Origin of the sequence: Streptomyces colwelliae (assembly GCF_048158785.1) — a bacterium.
Taxonomy (GTDB): Bacteria; Actinomycetota; Actinomycetes; order Streptomycetales; family Streptomycetaceae; genus Streptomyces.
This window is the reverse complement of record NZ_JBLTJC010000216.1, coordinates 1-17,789: the sequence shown is the minus strand read 5'-3', so window position 1 is coordinate 17,789 and position 17,789 is coordinate 1. Positions and strand designations below refer to the sequence as shown.

20 protein-coding genes and 1 pseudogene are annotated in these 17,789 nt (G+C 69.4%); 11 read left to right on the top strand and 10 right to left on the bottom strand.

Going from position 1 to position 17,789, the window contains the following annotated elements:
• Positions 1 to 835 (bottom strand): diacylglycerol kinase family protein (locus ACNFOC_RS34265; protein WP_416962930.1); only part of this gene is annotated, 835 nt, incomplete at its 3' end.
• A gap of 186 nt (positions 836 to 1,021) precedes the next feature.
• Between ACNFOC_RS34265 and ACNFOC_RS34260 the strand changes: the two genes are divergently transcribed.
• The 3 genes from ACNFOC_RS34260 to ACNFOC_RS34250 all read left to right on the top strand — a co-directional run bounded on the left by ACNFOC_RS34260 (position 1,022) and on the right by ACNFOC_RS34250 (position 4,651).
• Complete coding sequence (locus ACNFOC_RS34260) at positions 1,022 to 2,305, top strand: adenylosuccinate synthase (protein WP_416962929.1); 1,284 nt, start codon at positions 1,022 to 1,024, stop codon at positions 2,303 to 2,305.
• Between the two features lie 185 nt (positions 2,306 to 2,490).
• Positions 2,491 to 4,323 (top strand): bifunctional metallophosphatase/5'-nucleotidase, encoded by a 1,833-nt coding sequence (locus tag ACNFOC_RS34255; protein WP_416962928.1) that lies wholly within the window; start codon positions 2,491 to 2,493, stop codon positions 4,321 to 4,323.
• A gap of 40 nt (positions 4,324 to 4,363) precedes the next feature.
• On the top strand, positions 4,364 to 4,651 hold the full coding sequence (locus ACNFOC_RS34250) for a hypothetical protein (protein WP_416962927.1): 288 nt from the start codon (positions 4,364 to 4,366) through the stop codon (positions 4,649 to 4,651).
• Between the two features lie 33 nt (positions 4,652 to 4,684).
• Here the strand turns inward: ACNFOC_RS34250 and ACNFOC_RS34245 are convergent, their stop codons facing one another.
• From ACNFOC_RS34245 to ACNFOC_RS34235, 3 genes are read right to left on the bottom strand one after another with little or no spacing between them, the layout of a single operon-like run.
• Positions 4,685 to 5,260 carry a DinB family protein gene (locus ACNFOC_RS34245; protein WP_416962926.1) on the bottom strand — a complete coding sequence of 192 codons (576 nt, stop codon included), beginning with the start codon at positions 5,258 to 5,260 and terminating at the stop codon, positions 4,685 to 4,687.
• A 23-nt stretch (positions 5,261 to 5,283) separates the two neighbouring features.
• Entirely contained in the window at positions 5,284 to 5,523 is a 240-nt protein-coding gene (locus tag ACNFOC_RS34240) for a DUF397 domain-containing protein (protein WP_416962925.1), read from the bottom strand.
• The gene (locus ACNFOC_RS34235; protein ID WP_416962924.1) at positions 5,520 to 6,365 is read right to left on the bottom strand and encodes a Scr1 family TA system antitoxin-like transcriptional regulator; all 846 of its coding nucleotides are present in this window, start codon (positions 6,363 to 6,365) and stop codon (positions 5,520 to 5,522) included. Before ACNFOC_RS34235 ends, ACNFOC_RS34240 begins: the two co-directional genes overlap by 4 nt.
• 116 nt (positions 6,366 to 6,481) lie before the next feature.
• Between ACNFOC_RS34235 and ACNFOC_RS34230 the strand changes: the two genes are divergently transcribed.
• From ACNFOC_RS34230 to ACNFOC_RS34210, 5 genes are all read left to right on the top strand, one after another.
• Entirely contained in the window at positions 6,482 to 6,877 is a 396-nt protein-coding gene (locus ACNFOC_RS34230; protein ID WP_416962923.1) for a bifunctional DNA primase/polymerase, read from the top strand.
• Positions 6,878 to 7,123: 246 nt separating this feature from the next.
• Positions 7,124 to 7,819, top strand: a complete 696-nt coding sequence (locus ACNFOC_RS34225) for a hypothetical protein (protein WP_416962922.1) — start codon at positions 7,124 to 7,126, stop codon at positions 7,817 to 7,819.
• 117 nt (positions 7,820 to 7,936) lie between these two features.
• Positions 7,937 to 8,200 (top strand): hypothetical protein, encoded by a 264-nt coding sequence (locus ACNFOC_RS34220; protein ID WP_359280601.1) that lies wholly within the window; start codon positions 7,937 to 7,939, stop codon positions 8,198 to 8,200.
• Complete coding sequence (locus ACNFOC_RS34215; RefSeq protein WP_359611692.1) at positions 8,197 to 8,610, top strand: PIN domain-containing protein; 414 nt, start codon at positions 8,197 to 8,199, stop codon at positions 8,608 to 8,610. The genes ACNFOC_RS34220 and ACNFOC_RS34215 overlap by 4 nt, the downstream gene beginning before the upstream one ends.
• A 96-nt stretch (positions 8,611 to 8,706) precedes the next feature.
• A complete protein-coding gene (locus ACNFOC_RS34210) occupies positions 8,707 to 8,997 on the top strand; it encodes a hypothetical protein (RefSeq protein ID WP_393751108.1) in 291 nt (96 codons plus the stop codon).
• 22 nt (positions 8,998 to 9,019) lie between these two features.
• Here ACNFOC_RS34210 and ACNFOC_RS34205 read toward each other — a convergent pair whose 3' ends face one another.
• Positions 9,020 to 9,151 carry a hypothetical protein gene (locus tag ACNFOC_RS34205; protein WP_416962933.1) on the bottom strand — a complete coding sequence of 44 codons (132 nt, stop codon included), beginning with the start codon at positions 9,149 to 9,151 and terminating at the stop codon, positions 9,020 to 9,022.
• Positions 9,152 to 9,159: 8 nt separating this feature from the next.
• On the opposite strand from ACNFOC_RS34205, the pseudogene ACNFOC_RS34200 reads away from it, so the two are divergent.
• Positions 9,160 to 9,441 (top strand): annotated as a pseudogene (locus tag ACNFOC_RS34200) (MmyB family transcriptional regulator); the annotation flags it as partial.
• 44 nt (positions 9,442 to 9,485) lie between these two features.
• Here ACNFOC_RS34200 and ACNFOC_RS34195 read toward each other — a convergent pair.
• On the bottom strand, positions 9,486 to 10,112 hold the full coding sequence (locus ACNFOC_RS34195; protein WP_416962921.1) for a TetR/AcrR family transcriptional regulator: 627 nt from the start codon (positions 10,110 to 10,112) through the stop codon (positions 9,486 to 9,488).
• 88 nt (positions 10,113 to 10,200) lie between these two features.
• On the opposite strand from ACNFOC_RS34195, the gene ACNFOC_RS34190 reads away from it, so the two are divergent.
• Positions 10,201 to 10,935 carry an SDR family NAD(P)-dependent oxidoreductase gene (locus ACNFOC_RS34190; protein WP_416962920.1) on the top strand — a complete coding sequence of 245 codons (735 nt, stop codon included), beginning with the start codon at positions 10,201 to 10,203 and terminating at the stop codon, positions 10,933 to 10,935.
• A gap of 31 nt (positions 10,936 to 10,966) precedes the next feature.
• Here the strand turns inward: ACNFOC_RS34190 and ACNFOC_RS34185 are convergent, their stop codons facing one another.
• The 4 genes from ACNFOC_RS34185 to ACNFOC_RS34170 all read right to left on the bottom strand — a co-directional run bounded on the left by ACNFOC_RS34185 (position 10,967) and on the right by ACNFOC_RS34170 (position 16,400).
• Positions 10,967 to 11,617, bottom strand: coding sequence for a putative DNA-mimic protein (locus ACNFOC_RS34185; protein ID WP_416962919.1), 651 nt, complete (start codon positions 11,615 to 11,617; stop codon positions 10,967 to 10,969).
• A gap of 90 nt (positions 11,618 to 11,707) precedes the next feature.
• Positions 11,708 to 14,146: a dolichyl-phosphate beta-glucosyltransferase gene (locus tag ACNFOC_RS34180; protein WP_416962918.1), complete on the bottom strand. Its 2,439-nt coding sequence runs from the start codon at positions 14,144 to 14,146 to the stop codon at positions 11,708 to 11,710.
• Positions 14,147 to 14,172: 26 nt separating this feature from the next.
• Positions 14,173 to 14,877 carry a GntR family transcriptional regulator gene (locus ACNFOC_RS34175; protein ID WP_416962932.1) on the bottom strand — a complete coding sequence of 235 codons (705 nt, stop codon included), beginning with the start codon at positions 14,875 to 14,877 and terminating at the stop codon, positions 14,173 to 14,175.
• 167 nt (positions 14,878 to 15,044) lie between these two features.
• Entirely contained in the window at positions 15,045 to 16,400 is a 1,356-nt protein-coding gene (locus ACNFOC_RS34170) for an aspartate aminotransferase family protein (protein ID WP_416962917.1), read from the bottom strand.
• Between the two features lie 303 nt (positions 16,401 to 16,703).
• Between ACNFOC_RS34170 and ACNFOC_RS34165 the strand changes: the two genes are divergently transcribed.
• Positions 16,704 to 17,789 (top strand): serine/threonine-protein kinase (locus ACNFOC_RS34165; protein WP_416962931.1); only part of this gene is annotated, 1,086 nt, incomplete at its 3' end.

The following is a 17,789-nucleotide window of genomic DNA, read 5'->3' as shown; positions in this document are numbered from 1 at the left end:
ACCCAGCACCGCGCCCAGGGCGTGAGCCCCCGCGTCGCCGATCATCGTCCGCTCGCCGAGGTCGTCCGGGAGCACGGCACCGGCGGCTCCGATCGTGGCGGCGGCCAGTTCCGCGCCGGGGCGTCACGGACACCCCCTCCACGGGCTGGTCGAGATCCACCAGCGTCACCCCGTCCACCTCGACCCGCAGCCGAGCGGGCCCGAGCCGGGTCACACCGGCGAGCGGCTCCCGAGACGGCCGCACCGGCACCAGCGTCCGCACCAGCGACTGACACGTCCGCAACCACGACGCATGCCCGGAGCCAGACCCGGAACCGAAGCCGGAGCCGGACGAGGACGACGCCGTCACCGCATCCTCCTGATCCACCGGCGGAGCCTCCCGCATCGGAGGCAGCGAGGGAATCCGCAAGGCGCCGAGCACCACCCCGTCACTGTCGTCCACCAGAAGATCCATCCGCCGTACGACCCCGTCGAGCACCGCGCGCGCCGCGGCGACCGCCCCCGTGGGGACGCCCAGCGCCCCCGCCAGGGACAGCCCACCCCCCACCGGCACCATCGACAGCGCACATCCGGCCAGCTCCCGCTGCCGGTACAGCAGGGACACCGCCCGCAGCAGCGCCCGGTCGTCGCCGACCACCACCGGCCGGCGCGACCCCCGCCGCGCCAGGACCCGGGCGAATTCCTCGGGCCCCTCCGGCATACACACCTTCGTCGCCGCACCCGCGCTGAGCACGTCTTTCGCGATACGGACGGACTCCGCGTCGGTGCGCCGGGCGGCCGGATCGATGACGATCAGCAGCTGATCGGAAGTCGCGAAAGTCGCCACCTCGGCCATGCCTCGCTTCCTCGGGTAGCATCTTTGTGCAAGAGCCCCTTGCGCTATTGCGCCAGGGGCTTCGTCTATTCCGGGGCATCCGGTCCGACGGGTCGCGACCGACGAGGGTCGCTGGCGTGCGAGGCACACACGTGCCGCGTACGCCCCTGACCTTGGACATGCCCCGCCCGGAAGGGGTGTACGCGCGTGCCCGCACTTGTGCTGCTCGGTGCTCAGTGGGGTGACGAAGGCAAGGGAAAGGCGACGGACCTGCTAGGTGGGTCCGTCGACTATGTGGTGCGCTACCAGGGCGGCAACAACGCCGGCCATACGGTAGTCGTGGGCGATCAGAAGTACGCCCTTCACCTGCTCCCTTCCGGGATCCTCACACCGGAGTGCACTCCGGTCATCGGAAACGGTGTCGTCGTCGACCCGTCGGTCCTGTTCTCCGAGCTGAACGGACTGAACGAGCGCGGCGTCGACACGTCCAAGCTCCTGATCAGCGGTAACGCTCACATCATCACGCCCTACAACGTGACGGTGGACAAGGTGACCGAGCGCTTCCTCGGGAAGCGGAAGATCGGCACCACCGGCCGCGGCATCGGCCCGACCTACGCGGACAAGATCAACCGTGTCGGCATCCGGGTCCAGGACCTCTACGACGAGTCGATCCTGACCCAGAAGGTCGAGGCGTCCCTCGACATCAAGAACCAGATGCTCACCAAGCTCTACAACCGGCGCGCGATCGCCATCGAGCAGGTCGTCGAGGAGCTGCTGTCCTACGCGGACCGCCTCAAGCCGTACGTCGCCGACACCGTCCTGATCCTCAACAAGGCGCTGGACGACGACAAGGTGGTCCTCTTCGAGGGCGGCCAGGGCACCCTCCTGGACATCGACCACGGCACGTATCCCTTCGTGACGTCGTCGAACCCGACCGCGGGCGGCGCCTGCACCGGCGCGGGCGTGGGCCCGACGAAGATCAGCCGGGTCATCGGCATCCTGAAGGCGTACACGACCCGTGTCGGCTCGGGCCCGTTCCCCACGGAACTCTTCGACGCGGACGGCGACGCGCTGCGCCGCATCGGCGGCGAGCGGGGCGTCACCACCGGCCGTGACCGGCGCTGCGGCTGGTTCGACGCGGTCATCGCCCGCTACGCGACCCGCGTGAACGGCCTGACCGACTTCTTCCTCACCAAGCTCGACGTCCTCACCGGCTGGGAGGAGATCCCGGTCTGCGTGGCGTACGAGATCGACGGCAAGCGCGTCGAGGAACTCCCGTACTCGCAGAGCGACTTCCACCACGCGAAGCCGATCTACGAGACCCTGCCCGGCTGGAGCGAGGACATCACGAAGGCCAAGACCTTCGCGGACCTCCCGAAGAACGCGCAGGCGTACGTGAAGGCACTGGAGGAGATGTCGGGCGCGCCGATCTCCGCGATCGGGGTCGGCCCGGGGCGGACGGAGACGATCGAGATCAACTCGTTCATCTAGAGCGGCGGTTGAGCGGCGATCGAGCCGCGCCTGATCGAGGTACTTGGGCCGGTCTTGGGAAACCTTGACCGGCCCTTGGGCTGTCCGTGGTTACGCCGGTAACAGGTGGAGGCCAGCATCTACGCGGGTAGCCCGCCGCGCCCCGCATGCCACACCCGCTCTTTCCGCCCTTCCAGGAGTCCTGAATGCCCGTCAATCCCATGAATCGCCGTGAGTTCGTGCAGAAGTCAGCCGTCACCGGCGCTGTCGCGGCCGTCGCGGGGACGGCGGCGGTGACCCCGGCCGAGGCCGCCGACCGTCACCCGAAGCCCACGCCCAAGCCGAAGCCGAAGAAGACCTGGTCGTTCTCCATCCTGGGCACGACCGACCTGCACAGCCACGTCTTCAACTGGGACTACTACACCAACGCGGCCCCGGTGGACTCCAAGGGCAACACGTACGGCATCGCCAGGATCGCCACCCTCGTCAAGAACCTGCGCGCGGAGAAGGGCGAGGGCCGGGTGCTCCTCGTCGACGCGGGCGACATCATCCAGGGCACGTCCCTTGCGTCGTACTACGCGAGCGTCGACCCGATCACCGGCACCGACGGCAAGCGCGGCCCCAAGCACCCCATGGCGATCGCCATGAACGAGATGCGCTACGACGCCGCCGCCCTCGGCAACCACGAGTTCAACTACGGCATCGAGGTCGTCCGCACCTTCGAGAAGCAGTGCCACTTCCCGCTGCTCGGCGCCAACGCCCTGGACGCGAAGACCTTGAAGCCGGCCTTCGAGCCCTACACGGTCAAGCACATCAAGGTGCCCGGGGCGCCCGACATCAAGGTCGGCATCCTCGGCCTCACCAACCCGGGCATCGCCCTGTGGGACAAGGACAACGTCTCCGGGAAGATGACCTTCACCGGCCTCGTCGAGCAGGCGAAGAAGTACGTGCCCCGGCTGCGCGCGCTGGGCTGTGACGTCGTCTTCCTCACCGACCACTCGGGCCTGGACGGTTCGACGTCGTGGGGCGACGAACTCCCGTACGTGGAGAACGCGTCGAACCTGGTCGCCGAGCAGGTCCCCGGCATCGACGCCATCCTCGTCGGCCACACGCACGTCGAGGTCCCGTCGTACACCGTGAAGAACGAGGAGACCGGCAAGGACGTCGTCCTCTCCGAGCCGTACTGCTACGGCTACCGCCTCTCGGTCTTCGACTTCGAGCTGGAACTGGAGCGCGGCTGCTGGAAGATCACCGGCACCACCGCGACCACGCTGAACAGCAACACGGTCGCGGAGGACAAGCGGATCACCGAACTCCTCACCGCCGACCACGAGTTGGTCGTCAAGTACGTCAACACCGCGATCGGCACCTGTACGGAGGCCATGTCGACGGCGGAGGCCTGCTGGAAGGACGTCCCCGCCATCGACTTCATCCACCAGGTCCAGATGGACGCGGTGAAGTCGGGCCTGTCCACGGCGGACGCCGCGCTCCCGCTGATCTCGGTGGCCGCGTGCTTCAGCCGTACGGCCACCATCCCGGCGGGCGACGTGACCATCCGTGACGTGGCGGGTCTCTACATCTACGAGAACACGCTGTACGGCAAGAAGCTCACCGGCGCCCAGCTCAAGGACTACCTGGAGTTCGCGGCGAAGTACTACCACCAGGTGCCGGCCGGCACGAAGGTCGACACCGCGACCCTCACCAACGCCAACAGCTTCTGGGACTACATGTACGACACGGCGGCCGGCGTCGACTACGAGATCGACATCGCGGCGGCCGAGGGCTCCCGCATCAAGAACCTGACCTACAACGGCACGGCGGTCGCCGACGACCAGGTCTTCGTCGTGGCGGTCAACAACTACCGCGCCAACGGCGGCAGCGGCTACCCGCACATCGCCGCCGCGGAGACGGCCTACAGCTCCACCAACCAGGTCCGCGACCTGATGATCGCCTACGCCACGGCCAAGGGTTCCATCGACCCGACGGCCTTCGCGGCGACCAACTGGAAGCTGACGCAGGCGGGTACGGCGGTCTTCTAGACTCCGGACCTGCCTTCGGCACCGAGCGTGAGGAGCACGGATGACCATGGAAGTCCTGGGGCGGGGTGAGGCCCGCATCGCCCTGGTCCTGGAGTCCGTGCTCACCACGGCGGCGGTGATGTGGTGGTCGTTCCTGCTCTGGCCCTGGCGCGACGACCCTTACGCGCGGCCCGAGTTGACGCTTGTCCTCGTGCTCGCGGCGTCCCTGGCGGTGACGTGGACGTGGTCGCTCCGGGGCGGTCGGCCGAACACCGCGCGCCTGGGGCTGATCGCCGTACGCGGGGCCGCGGTGCTGACCTTGTCCCTGTGGGTCTTCTACGGCCGTTAAGCCCCTGGTCCCCTGGTCCCCTGGTCCCCGGGTTCATACGCGGTGCGGTACGGGTCCGTCCTGCCGGAGGTAGAGGTCGCGCAGCAGGGAGATCTCGGCGCCGTGATGGATCAGCTCCCTGTTGACGTGCAGGACCCTGTTCTCCAGGGGATACGGCTCGGGACCCACCGCGGGCGGATTCTCCAGGTCGGCGTCCGAGAGCGCGCGGACCCCCGCGTCCCATCTCCCGTACATCTCGTCGAACTGTTTCAGCGCCTCGTCGGCGGTCCCCGCGTAGGCGAATGTCCCGGAGTCGAAGTCCTGGCCGCCGAAGTACCATCCGACCCGATAGCCCAGGCAGTCGACGACGATGTGCGCCAGCCGCCAGGCGATCGTGGTCACCGGCGCCGGCGCCGGCGTCGGCACCAGGTCGGGGGGCGCGGAGTCCATCGTCCACTCCCCGGAACCTTCCGACATCGGTGCGGCCGAGGTGCCACGGGGGCGGATGCTCCAGCAGTCGCGCACCGGCTCCCAGAAGTACTCCGCGTCGGTGAGACCGTCCAGCCGCGGCCGCAGGTTGGTGCGCCAGTACCAGTCCAACTGGTCCGCGAGCTGCTCGCTTCTTGTCATTTCCGCACACTACATAGATCGGCCTATCGCCCCACGAGGAAGGCGGCCCACGCTTCGCCGGAGACGGTGAGGTGCGGGGCGTCGGGGTTCTTGGAGTCGCGGATGTGGAGGGAGTGGGGGCAGGGGGCGATCTCGACGCAGTTCCCGCCACCGTCGTCGCTGTACGAGGACTTGCGCCAGTCGTAGGCGACTTCGACGCAGTTCCCGCCACCGCCGTCGCTGTAGCTGGACTTGAACCACCGCAGGGCGCGGGTGCCGCTCATCTCTCTTCTCCTGCCAACCGCTCGATGAGGCTCAGGGAGTCGTCGGGGCTCAGAGCCTGTGCGCGGATCTTCGCATAGCGGTGCGTCAGTTGGGACACTTCCGGCGGATCGCTGACCAGGATGCCCTGGTCCTCGATCTCCAAGTACACGACGTGCTCGTGCTCCTTGGTCACCACGAGCTTCATGGAGCCACGGGCCCCCGCGTACGTTCCGCGCAGCCCGCGATCCAACGGCAGCACCTGAACACATACATTGTCCCGCTGTGCGTCCTCGGCGAGCGAACGCAACTGCTCCCGCTGTACGTCCCAGCTGCCGAACGGCCGCCGCAGCACGCTCTCTTCGAGGATCAGCTCAATCATCGGGGTCGGGTCCCGGTCGAAGAGTTTCCTGCGGGCCAGCCGCGCCTCGACGAGTTCTTCCCGCTTCTGCTCGGACACCGGCGGATAGCCGCCCCCGATCAACGCCCGCGCGTAGGCCTCGGTCTGGAACAGGCCGTCGACGACCAGCGTCTCGTACGACGAGATCGTGATGGCCCCTGCCTCGATCTCTGCGAACCCACGGAACCGGACCGGGTACTTCTCCAGCAGCATCCACTTGCGCGCCTTGTCGAAGACCCCGAGCCCAGCCCCGACCTTCTCCTCCAGCTTGACGAGCATGTCGTCGCTCGCGGGCTGCGCGCACGTCTCCATCGCGCTGATCGCCGAACCGGTGTAACCGATCATCTTGCCCAACTCAGTCTGTGTGAACCCCTGTTGCTCACGCAGCGCTTTCGCCAGGGCGGCGACGACATGCGCCGCACCACCCGCCTCCGACTTGTTCTCCGCCCGCGCCATCGCGGTCACCCCCGGACTCAACCGAACTCAACCGGTCACCAATACTCCGCGCCCGTGTCCAACCGTCGCGGACAGTCGACTCAGAGTTATGGAAGACGCTAGCCGGACCCGCCGAAACTATCCGCATGGATACGCAAAGTGACCTGAAATGGATCCCCGCGACCGGCATCCAACTCCGCAAGGCAGGGGTCCAGTTCGACGCGGTGCGGGTGGACGGCGACGAGGGCAGAGACCTCGCGGACAGGCTCGCGCGCATGACGGGAGGGGCGCCGGGCCCGGTCGTGGAGGAGGCGACGGGCAACAGGGCGGTCTACTTCCTGGTCCCGGTCGGCAGCACGTCCCACCGCCCATGGCCACCCGGAGTGACCCGCCTCACCGCCGGCCCGAACCACATCTCGTACATCCCGGTACCGGCCCTCAACGGCCATACCTGGCCCCTGACTTGGCGCTACCGCCCGACGGCACCGGACCATTTCGTCCACACGCTGCTGCTACGGACCGCCCTTCACCCTCAGGAGTGAAGAACGCCAACTCCCGCTCAGGAAAAGCCGGTTACGGCTTGCGTTCGTCGCTTTGCGTGCGCATAGAGTCACGCCAACGAAAACGCCCCCGCGGTGCGCTAACACCCGGGGGCCCGACACCTGGAGCCACAACTCCCGATGCGCATCCATCGTACGACGCCCACGCGCGCCTTTTCAGTCTTCTCCAACGCTCTTCTCCGTGACCGGAGCATCTCCTGGTGCGCGGTAGGCGTACTGACGTACCTCTTGAGCCTCCCGAGCGAGGCCCGCGTCACCATCAGGACGCTCGCCGATCAGCGCAAGGAGGGGCGGTCGCGGATCGCCGCCGCCCTGCATGAGCTGGAGGATTCGCGGTATCTGCGGCGCGTGGTGCGCAAGAACCCGGAGAGCGGCCAACTCTTCACCGTGTACGAGGTTTTCGACACTCCGTACGAGGACGAGCCGCCTGCGGGTGAAGAAGAAAAAGTCGAGAACCTGGCCTCCGGCGAGTCGGCCCTCGCACCGTCGGACGCTCTCCCTTCGGGAGAAAAAACCAGGGAACAAGAACCTCCCTCCCCGCCGCCCCAGGCCGAGTTGAGCGAGCGCACCGCGCTCGCCGCGAAGCTGCTCGGCTCGTTGGGGCGGACCGAGCCCCGGCTCACGCTCGGTGCCGCCGATGCTGCGCGGCTCGCGCCGCTGGTCGAGGAGTGGTGGGACCGGGGTGCGACGAGCGTCCAGGTGAGGGCGGCTCTGACGGACGGGCTGCCGCGTCGGATGTACTCGCCCGGCGCCATCGTCGAGAACCGCCTCCGCCGGAAATGCCCGGCGGCCCCCACGGCCTCGCCGGTCACCACCGTCCGAGTCGAATCCCGCAAGCCCGGCGCCTCCGGCTACCGCGAGGCCGCGCAGCGCGGAGGCGCGCTGGCTCGTGCGTTGTTGCAGGGGCGGGCCGCGCTCGCTTAAGCGCTCCACAGACTCCCGGCCGCACGCCCGTGCAGCCGGGTCACCCCAACCGAAAGGCATGCGATGACTGCAGTGCTCGACAGGGCCGAGAAGGTATACCGGCAGTATACTTTCGTCATGGCTGACACCACCGTCAAGGTCGACCCCGCTGTCCGTGACCGCCTCATGGTGCTGGCGCGTGAGCGCGGGATGACCATGCGCGATCTCATCGCCGAGCTGGCGGGGGCAACGCCCACGCAGGAGGAGTTGCGGAAGCGGTACGAGGAGACCAAGGCGTACTGCGAGACGCACTTCGGGGTGACGCTCACCGACGAGGATCACGACCGGGCGGAGAAGGTCTGGCAGGACCTTGAGGCCGGCCGGCCCGTGGACAGTCTGTGAGCGGGGCGAAGGCCGGATCGACCGGCGTCGTCTTCGACGAGTCCGCCCTGCTGGCGCTCGGTTCGGGGAACTCACTCGCCTCGCAGTTCGTCTCGAACACCGAGCACGGGCCCACCCGGCACGTCTACGTTCCCGCGCTGTGCCTGGCCGCTGCCGACGGCATGCGCAAGGGGCTCGCCGAGCACATCGGGGCTCTGCCCGCCGTGGAGATCGTCGAGTTGGACTTCTCGGGGGCGTCCACCGTGGGTGCGCTGCTGCGCGACGGGGTGGAGTGGCGGCTCGGTCATGCGATCCACCTGTCCCGGCCGACCGTCGACTGGCCCGACGGGCGGCATGTCGTGACCGTCGACCCTGACGCGTACGCGGACATGCCTCTCGTGCGGACGATCCGGTTGCCGCACCAGCGGTGAACGGAAAGGGGGCGCCCCCACCGGGACGCCCCCTTTGTTCGGGCATATCCTGAATGTGTCCACCCCGCGCACGCCGACCAGGAGAAGGTGACTGCGATGCGCATGATGCTGAAAGCGTCCATGGACACGGAGAAGGGGAACGACGCCATCCGGAACGGGACTCTCGGGAAGCTGATGCAGGAGACCCTGGAGCAGATCAAGCCCGAGGCGGCCTACTTCACCGCCGAGAACGGCAAGCGCACCGCGTTCCTGTTCTTCGACCTGGCGGACCCCTCCGACATCCCGTCGATCAGTGAGCCGCTCTTCCTCAACCTGGGCGCCGAGTTGACCTACACCCCGGTGATGAACGCGGAGGACGTCACGAGCGGTCTGACCAAGGTCCGTTAGGTCCTCACTCGGGACCGGGTCCTCATTGCTGCGGCGTTCCCTGGATCTTGGCGAGGGTCAGGACGCCGCCGATGCCCCAGCCCGCGTCGGCGACTTCCTCCACCAGGACGAGCGTGGTGGCGCGGGCGCCGTCGCCGAAGATCTTGGCGTACAGGTCCGTGGATGACGGCCGCGCTGCGGCGGCGCAGCGCGGAGTTCGCCGCCCTGTGGGACACCCACGACGTGGGTCTGCGCCGCACCGATCACAAGCGCATCGTGCACCCCGCGCTGGGCGTCATCGAGCTGGACTGCCACAGCCTGTTCAGCGAGGACGGCCGCCAGCGCGTCCTGTGGTTCACGGCCCCGCCCGGCACCGAGGGCGCCGCCCAGCTCGAACTGCTCGGCGTCATCGGCACGCAGGACATGGCGACGGCGGCCGAGGACAGCTCCCGCACCACCGGCTGAGACCACCGGCCGACGCAACGGAACCGGCACCCCTCGCGCTCGCCTCAGGTGAGCTTCAGGTGCGCCTCGATGTGGTCGAGCATCGCGTCCAGCGCCACTTCCAACGGCCTGACCTGGCGCTGTAGTTGGGTGAGCAGAAGGCCGCCCTGGAGCGCGGCGAGCGTCGCGAGGGCGAGGTCGTCGGGGTCGGTGTCGAGTTCACCGCGGTCGTGCATCGCCTGGAGGCCGCCGCGGATCGCCGACTCCCAGCGCAGGAAGCCGCTGGCCGCGGCGAGCCGTGCCTCGGGGTTGGTCTCGGCGATCTCGCTGCCGAGGGAGCCTATCGGGCAGCCGCCGCGGCACTGCATCCGGAGCTGGTACTCCACCAGGGCGTCCCGCCACTGCCGTAGGCCCTTCATGGTGTCGAGCCCGGCGAAGAGCGGTTTCTGCATGTCCAGCACCGCCTCGGTCTGGAACTCGATCACGGCCAGCAGCAGTTCCTGCTTGTCGGCGAAGTAGTGGTAGATCTGCGAGCCGCTCACCCCGGCGGCCGCCCGCACGTCCTCCAGGGTCGCCTCGGTCACGCCCCGCTCGTACATGAGCTGCGCGGCGGCGGCCACGATCCGGCGCCGGGTCTCCTGCCCCTTGCGGGTCAGCTTCTTCTCGGGGGACCGGCGTACCTCGGTACTCATGCCCGCAACGCTAGCAGATTCTGGATTGGACAACCCATTTTTTTCGGACCAGTGTGGGTCGCACAACCCATTCCTGGAAGGAATCGCCATGGAACTCTCCGACAAGGTCGCCCTCGTCACCGGCTCGACGGGTGGCATCGGCGCCGAGACGGCACGGCTACTGGCCGCGGCCTGCGCCGAGGTCGTCGTCTCCGGACGCAACGTCGAGCGCGGGGCCGCGACCGTACGGTCGATCACGGACGCCGGTGGCAGGGCGCGCTTCGTCGCCGCCGACCTCACCGATCCGGCCGCGCTGCGCCGCCTCGCCGACGCGGCCGGGCCCGTCGACATCCTGGTCAACAACGCGGCGATCTTCCCCGGAGCGCCGACCGTGGACCAGGACCCAGGCACGCTCGACGAGACCCTCGCGGCCAACGTCCGCGCCCCGTACCTCCTCACCGCGGCCCTGGTTCCCGCGATGATCGCCAAGGGCTCCGGCTCCATCGTCAACGTCAGCACCATGGCCGCCCGGATCGGCCTGCCCGGGCTGTCCGTCTACAGCGCCACCAAGGCCGCGCTGGAGTCGCTGACGCGCACCTGGGCGGCCGAGTTCAGTCCGGCGGGCGTGCGCGTGAACACCGTCGCGCCGGGTCCCACGCGGACCGACATGGTCCTGGCGAACATGGGTGAGGAGAACGCCGTGCAGTTCGCGAAGACCACCCTGCTCGGCCGGCTCGCGGCCCCGCGTGAGATCGCCGAGGTGATCCTCTTCCTCGCCTCGGACCGCGCGAGCTACCTCACCGGCGCCACCCTTGCGGCCGACGCCGGACGCACCGCCGTCTAGCCGGGAGGGGCGTGAGCCGGATCGTGGAGTACTAGCTGAACACGATCATCGAGCCCTGCGCCAGGCTGCGCGTCGCCGCCGCGTGCAGGCCCAGCCACACATGGCGCTCCCGGGCGAAGGGGCTGGGATCGTACGGCGCGGCTACGGCCGGCTCCTCCAACTCCGTGGGAGCGGAGGGGGGTTCCGGGGGTGACGGCGGGTTCGCCGGGTCGATGCCGATCGTCGGGGCCACGAACTCCAGCTCACGGAGGAGGGCTTGGGAGGAGCCCAAGGGCCCGCCGCCGGCGAGGAGTTCGTCGTTCGCGAGCGGGTGCGGGAAGTCGACGGGGACGTACGCGCCCGCGTGGTCGTAGTGCCAGACCAGGTGGGACTGCTGGGCCGTGGTCTCGAACATCTCCAGGAGCTGTTCGTAGTCGCCGCCCAGTTCGTCGACCGGCGTCACCGGGAGACCGCAGACCTGGAGGAGGTAGGCCCGGCGCAGGAAGTGCAGCGCGTCGTAGTCGAAGCCGGCCACCGGGGCGACCTCGCCGGACAGGCCCGGCATGTACTGGTACACCGGCACCGGAGGGAGTCCGGCCTCGGCCAACAGGGAGTTGTAGAGCGCGAGTTCGTCGGCGAACGGATTGTCGGGGGTGTGGCACAACACGTCGACGAGCGGGACCAGCCACAGGTCACAGGCCAAAAGGGGGCTCCTCGGTTACTCGCTGCGCAGCGTGGATCTCGCATGGTGGTCAGGCAAGAGTAGGGGGAAGAGTAGTCGGTGCGGCCCGGGTCAGCTCCCCTCGTGCAGGTCCCATACCCACACGCCGGCCACCCACTTACCGGGTTTGCCGACCAGCTTGTCCACGGCCGTGCGGAGCTTGTCGTCGTTGGGCTGCGGCGCGAGCACCAGCGCGCCCGCGTGCCAGAACGCGAAGTCCGTCCTGGCCTGCGCCTGCCAGTTCTTGCCGATGGTGGGGATGACGCCGGTGTAGCGCACGTCCCGCAGCATGTTGGAGGTGTAGCGGGGCGAGGCGCCGTAGATGCCGATGCGGTCGTCGCCGTAGGGGCCGTTGAAGTAGCCGCCCGGCATCTTGAAGCCGAGGCCGGACGCCGTCTGCCAGTGCAGGGGTTCCGCGGCGCCCGGGTCGGCGAGCGGGACCGGGACGAGGGATTCGCCGGCGCGGACGTACGACTTGTAGGTGCCGTCCGTGAAGAAGGCCGGCACCGCTGCCCGGTCGACCGCCTTGAGCGGTGCCGGGATGATCGGGATCACGGCCATGCACACGGCGAGCAGACCGATGTACTGCGTGCCTATCTGCCGTGTCGCCGCCAGCTTGTCCACCGCTATCGCGAGCAGCATGCCCAGCGCCGGTGCGCAGACCATCGCGACCCGGCCCTCGATCACCGACTCGAAGAGCGGCTTGTGGGCGAGCAGGGCCCAGGGGCCGGGGTAGACCGTGTCCGTGAGCGGGATGCGGATCTTGGGGCCCATGGAGAGGACCGCCGCCGCGACCGCCGTGAACGCCAGCGCCTTGACGAGGGCGTGCTCCCACAGTCGTACGACGATCGCGAAGGCGAGGAGGACGAGCGGCCAGCCGTAGAAGGCGTTCTGCTCGGTGGGGTTGAGGGAGAGGGCGTCGGCCCGGACCTCGTTGCCCGCGATCAGGGAGCGTTCGGCGAAGGAGAGCAGGGCGAGGGGGCTGTTGCCTGCGTTGTCGCCGTGCAGGACGCTCTTGTAGCTCTGCGGGCCCATGAACTGGTAGTAGAGCGGGATCAGGATGATCGGCGCGCAGACCCCGGCCGCGATGGCCAGGCCCTTCAGCAGGGGGCGCCAGGACGTCTTCACCACGTCCCTGCGGATGACTCCGTACGACGCCGCGAACAGGACCATGCCGATCGACGCCAGGAGCAGGGGCTCCTCGCCGAGGAAGATCTGGTAGGCCGCCAGCACGCCGAGCACGACGCCGTCGCGGACGACCCGGGTCCCCGCGCACAGGCGCAGGGCGCGGTCGATGATCAGCGGGATCATGAAGAGGATGACGAAGTTCGGGTGCGCGTTGGCGTGGCTGACCATCGGCGGGGCGAAGGCGGCGAGGGAGGCGCCGACGAAGGCCGCGGCCCGTTGCCGTACGACGCGCTTCACGATCAGCCAGTACCAGGCGGCGGCCGTGGCCGCGAGGCCGAGCATCATGCAGACGCTGAGCGAGACCGCGGGGCCGGCCAGCAGGGTGAGGGGCGCGAAGGGCACCGACAGGCCCAGCATGACCGTGTTGGCCATGAGGTTCACGCCGTCGGGGAAGCCCTGGAGGTTCGAGAAGAACGGGTTGTGGAGGTGGGCCACGTTGTCGGCCGTGACCGCGAAGAACCACTCCCACTGGTTCTGGTCCTGGAGCGAGTCGACCAGGTAGCGGTGGTCCGGGTCGAAGAGGCGGCCCGAGTAGAGGCCGATCGACATCAGGAGGAACAGGATGACGACCAGGACGTCGACCGGGCGCAGGGAGCGGGCGCGGAGGCGGCCGAGTTCGGTGAGGACCTTGGCGTAGTCGAGGGGCCGTACCTTCGAGCCGGACTGGTGGGCCCAGCGCACCGGGACCTCGGCGACCTCCCAGTCCGCGCGGCGGAAGTGCTGGAGGACCTCCACGTCGATGCCCCAGCCGTTGATGCGGGAGGCGGCGAAGGCCTCGCGGGCGCGGTCGCCCTCGAAGAGCTTGAAGCCGCACTGGGTGTCGCGTATGCCGGGCACCGCGGCCTGGCGTATCAGGAAGTTGCCGGCGCGGCCCAGGAGTTCGCGTATCGGATGCTGGTGGCTCTCGATCGTCGCGCCCGGCGCGGCGCGGGAGCCGATCGCGGCCGCGCGGCCCTCGCTCAGCTCCTTGTCGAGTTTCTCCAACTCCTCGATGGGCGCGGCCAGATCGGCGTCGGTGACCAGCACCCGGTGCCCGCGTGTGGCGGCGACCCCGAGGCGCAGGGCGTGGCCCTTGCCGCGGTTGCGGGGGCTGGTGACCAACTGCACGCGCGGGTCGGCGCGGGAGATGACGACGTCCCGGGTCCCGTCGTCGGAGCCGTCGTCGGCGACGATGATCTCCCAGTCGCCGAAGCGGCCCTCGTTGTCGCCCAGGTACGTGGTGATCGCGTCGAGCGTCGGCCCGAGCCGCTGTTCCTCGTTGTAGGCGGGCACGACGACACTGAGGTCTACGGCGAGACCGGGGTCCACGGAGGCACTGTCCACGGCCGGAGTGGCCCTTTCCGGTCCGGTCACCGGGCGGCCAGCCGCTCGATGAGGTCGAGGGAGTGCTTGTTGTACGCCAGGACGATCGAGCGCGCGGCCGGGGTGTCGCGGCGCGCCAGGGCGTCGACCAGTTCGGTGTGCTCGGACCACAGCCGGCCGCGCAGATCGCTCACCCGGCGCAGATGCTGCACCGTGCACACCCAGGACTGCACGCGCAGCCGGTGCAGGAAGTCGCCGAGGTAGGGATTGCCGAACATGGCGCTCAACTCGCGCCAGTAGCGCAGGTCGTAGCCGATCAGGACGGTCAGGTCACCGGCGTCGGCGGCGCGCTGCGCCTCCTCGCCGCGGCGGCGGACACCGGCGAGCGCGGCGACCGTACGGGGGTCGTCGGTGCGGTCGAAGACGGGGTGGCCCTCGATGAGGGCCAGGAACATGCCTTCGGTGACCAGGGCGCGGGCCTCGATCATCCCGCGGTGGTCGGCCACCGAGTACTCGTGGACGCGGAAGCCGCGGTGCTGGTCGGCTTCCAGGAGTCCCTGCGCGGAGAGATCGACGAGAGCTTCCCGGACCGGAGTCGCGGAGACGCCGTACTGCTCGGCGATCTCCTTCACCGTGAACTCCTGACCGGGTTGGAGCCGGCCGGCCAGGACCTCGTCGCGAAGCGCGTCGGCGATCTGCTGCCGCAGGGTGCTGCGGGTCACGGCGCCGCTGCCGCTGCTTCCTCCGGGCATCGTCGGGGCGTCTCCCTCGTCGCGTTCGATGGCGTACTCGTATATGTCTACGAGCACGCCACCTTACGCGTTCGGGTTCCCGTCCTGCCCGGATGCGGGCACCAGTTGAACGGACCCGCCCATTCCGGGTGCTAAGAGGTGTATTCGGCGCCGAATTACACGCCGTTTTACGCGGTGAATTCGTCCGCGACGGAGAGCGCCGCGTCCAGAGCCGCGAGGCCCTCCTTCAGCTCGGCCTCGGTCACGTTGAGCGGCGGGACGACGTGGGTGCGGTTCATGTTGATGAACGGCCACAGCCCCTGCTGCTTGGCGGCGGCCCCGAAGGCGGCCATCGCCGCGTTCGCCTCACCGGCCGCGTTGTACGGCACCAGCGGCTCGCGCGTCTCCCGGTCCTTCACCAGCTCCAGCGCCCAGAACATCCCGACGCCGCGCACCTCGCCGATGCTCGGGTGCCGCTCGGCCAGCGCCCGCAGCGCGGGCTCGACGACGGTCGTACCAAGGGTCTTCGCGTTCTCTACGACCCCCTCCTCGGCCATGACGTTGATCGTCGCGACGGCCGCGGCACAGGCCAGCGGGTGCCCGGAGTACGTCAGGCCGCCCGGGTAGGGCCGCTTGCCGAAGGTGTCCGCGATCGCGCCGGAGATGGCGACACCGCCGAGCGGCACGTACCCGGAGTTCACGCCCTTCGCGAAGGTCATCAGGTCCGGTACGACGTCGAACAGATCGGCCGCGAACCACTCACCGGTCCGCCCGAACCCGGCCATCACCTCGTCCAGGATGAAGACGATCCCGTACTTGTCGCAGATCTCACGGACCCCGGCGAGATAACCGGGCGGCGGCACCATGATCCCGGCGGTCCCCGGAACGGTCTCCAGGACGATCGCGGCGATCGTGGCGGGACCCTCGAAGGCGATCGTCGTCTCCAGGTGCTCCAGCGCGCGCTCGCACTCCTGCGCCTCGGTCTCGGCGTAGAAACGGGACCGGTACAGGAAGGGCGCCCAGAAGTGCACGACCCCGGCCGCGGCGCTGTCGCTGGCCCAACGGCGGGGATCCCCGGTGAGGTTGATCGCCTGCTGCGTACCGCCGTGGTACGAGCGGTAGGCGGAGAGCACCTTGGGGCGGCCGGTGTGCAGCCGGGCCATGCGCGTCGCGTGCTCGACGGCGTCCGCGCCGCCGTTGGTGAAGAAGATCTTGTCCAGGTCCCCGGGCGTCCGCTCGGCGATGAGCCGGGCCGCCTCCGAGCGGGCCTCGATCGCGAAGGCGGGCGCGAAGGTGGTCATCGTCGCGGCCTGCTCCTGGATCGCGGCGACGACCTTCGGGTGCTGGTAGCCGATGTTCGTGTAGACGAGCCCACTGGTGAAGTCCAGGTAGCGCCTGCCGTCGTAGTCCCAGAAGTACGACCCCTCCGCGCCGGCCACGGCGAGCGGGTCGATGAGCTCCTGCGCGGACCAGGAGTGGAACACGTGCGCGCGGTCCGCGGCCTTCACGGCGGCGCCGGCCTGGGGGTTGGGCTGAGGGGTCATGCCGGTGAGCGTAAATGTCCGCGATGCGGAAACGGAATCGGCGTCCTGTCTGTGGTCGGGAGGTTTCCGCGACAGGTTGTCCAGGGGGTTCGCCGGAAGCCGGGGGTGAATCTAACCGCCGTCGGTCCATGTGACCAGTTAGAAATGACCCCAGCCCGCAGAGGGGGGCGAGGGTCTCCTGTTACGGAACCGTAGACACCGCCCCGGCCATCGCGCCCTGTCCCCGCACTATTCTCGGTCTGTCGCGGAGCACAGGGGCGCGACCGGGGCGTGACCGGGGAATTCAGGGGAGGCGGCGCGGTCGTGGAGAAACTGGGGGCGGCCGATCCGCAGCGGATCGGGGCGTATCGGCTGCTGGCCCGGCTCGGGGCCGGTGGCATGGGGCATGTGTATCTGGCCCGGTCGGACCGGGGGCGCACGGTCGCCGTGAAGCTGGTGCGGGAGGACCTCGCCGCGCAGGAGGAGTTCCGGGCACGGTTCCGGCAGGAGGTGCGGGCCGCGCGCCGGGTCGGCGGTCACTGGACGGCGCCCGTGCTGGACGCCGACACCGAGGCCGAGGTGCCGTGGGTGGCCACCGGGTACGTCGCCGGGCCGAGCCTGCAACAGGTCGTCGGGCGCGATCACGGGGCACTGCCCGAGCGGTCGGTACGGATCCTCGCGGCCGGTCTCGCGCACGCGCTCCAGGACATCCACGCCGCCGGCATCGTCCACCGCGACCTCAAGCCGTCCAACGTGCTGGTGACCATCGACGGTCCCCGCGTCATCGACTTCGGCATAGCGCGAGCCCTGGAGACACAGGCCGGGGACGGGCTCACCCGCACCGGTTCGCTGGTCGGCTCGCCCGGTTTCATGGCACCGGAACAGGTGCGGGGCGACCGCATCACCCCGGCGTGCGACGTCTTCTGCCTCGGCTCCGTCCTCGCCTACGCCGCGACCGGCACCCTCCCCTTCGGCACCGCCAACAGCGGCGTCCACGCCCTGATGTTCCGCATCGCCCAGGAGGAACCCGACCTGTCGGGAGTCCCCGAGGGCATCGCCGACCTGGTCCGCGACTGCCTCCGCAAGGACCCGGCCACCCGCCCCACCCTCAACCGCATCCTCGACCGCACGGGCGCCGAGGACACGGTCTCCGGCGGCCGCTCCCGCGACCCGTGGCTGCCGGGCACGCTGGTCGCCCAACTCGGCCGCCACGCCGTGCAGTTGCTGGACTCGGAGGACCCGGAGACGACGGAGCTCGAACGGGTCGACGTGGACCGCGAGGAGGGGGAACGCGAGGACGCGGACCGCGTGGACCTGGAGAAGGCCGCGCAGGAGACGGGGGACCCGGCCCCGGAGAGAGGGGCCCCGGAGAAGGCCCCGGAGGCGGTTCACCCGGAGGCGGTTCAGGGC

Coding starts and splice junctions, on each gene's coding strand:
- ACNFOC_RS34245 (WP_416962926.1), bottom strand. CDS start 5,260: ATGACAAGAAGCGAGCAGCTCGCGGACCAGTTGGACTGGTACTGGCGC.
- ACNFOC_RS34190 (WP_416962920.1), top strand. CDS start 10,201: ATGGAACTCTCCGACAAGGTCGCCCTCGTCACCGGCTCGACGGGTGGC.
- ACNFOC_RS34210 (WP_393751108.1), top strand. CDS start 8,707: ATGCGCATGATGCTGAAAGCGTCCATGGACACGGAGAAGGGGAACGAC.
- ACNFOC_RS34220 (WP_359280601.1), top strand. CDS start 7,937: ATGGCTGACACCACCGTCAAGGTCGACCCCGCTGTCCGTGACCGCCTC.
- ACNFOC_RS34175 (WP_416962932.1), bottom strand. CDS start 14,877: ATGCCCGGAGGAAGCAGCGGCAGCGGCGCCGTGACCCGCAGCACCCTG.
- ACNFOC_RS34195 (WP_416962921.1), bottom strand. CDS start 10,112: ATGAGTACCGAGGTACGCCGGTCCCCCGAGAAGAAGCTGACCCGCAAG.
- ACNFOC_RS34255 (WP_416962928.1), top strand. CDS start 2,491: ATGCCCGTCAATCCCATGAATCGCCGTGAGTTCGTGCAGAAGTCAGCC.
- ACNFOC_RS34240 (WP_416962925.1), bottom strand. CDS start 5,523: ATGAGCGGCACCCGCGCCCTGCGGTGGTTCAAGTCCAGCTACAGCGAC.
- ACNFOC_RS34230 (WP_416962923.1), top strand. CDS start 6,482: ATGGATACGCAAAGTGACCTGAAATGGATCCCCGCGACCGGCATCCAA.
- ACNFOC_RS34170 (WP_416962917.1), bottom strand. CDS start 16,400: ATGACCCCTCAGCCCAACCCCCAGGCCGGCGCCGCCGTGAAGGCCGCG.
- ACNFOC_RS34250 (WP_416962927.1), top strand. CDS start 4,364: ATGACCATGGAAGTCCTGGGGCGGGGTGAGGCCCGCATCGCCCTGGTC.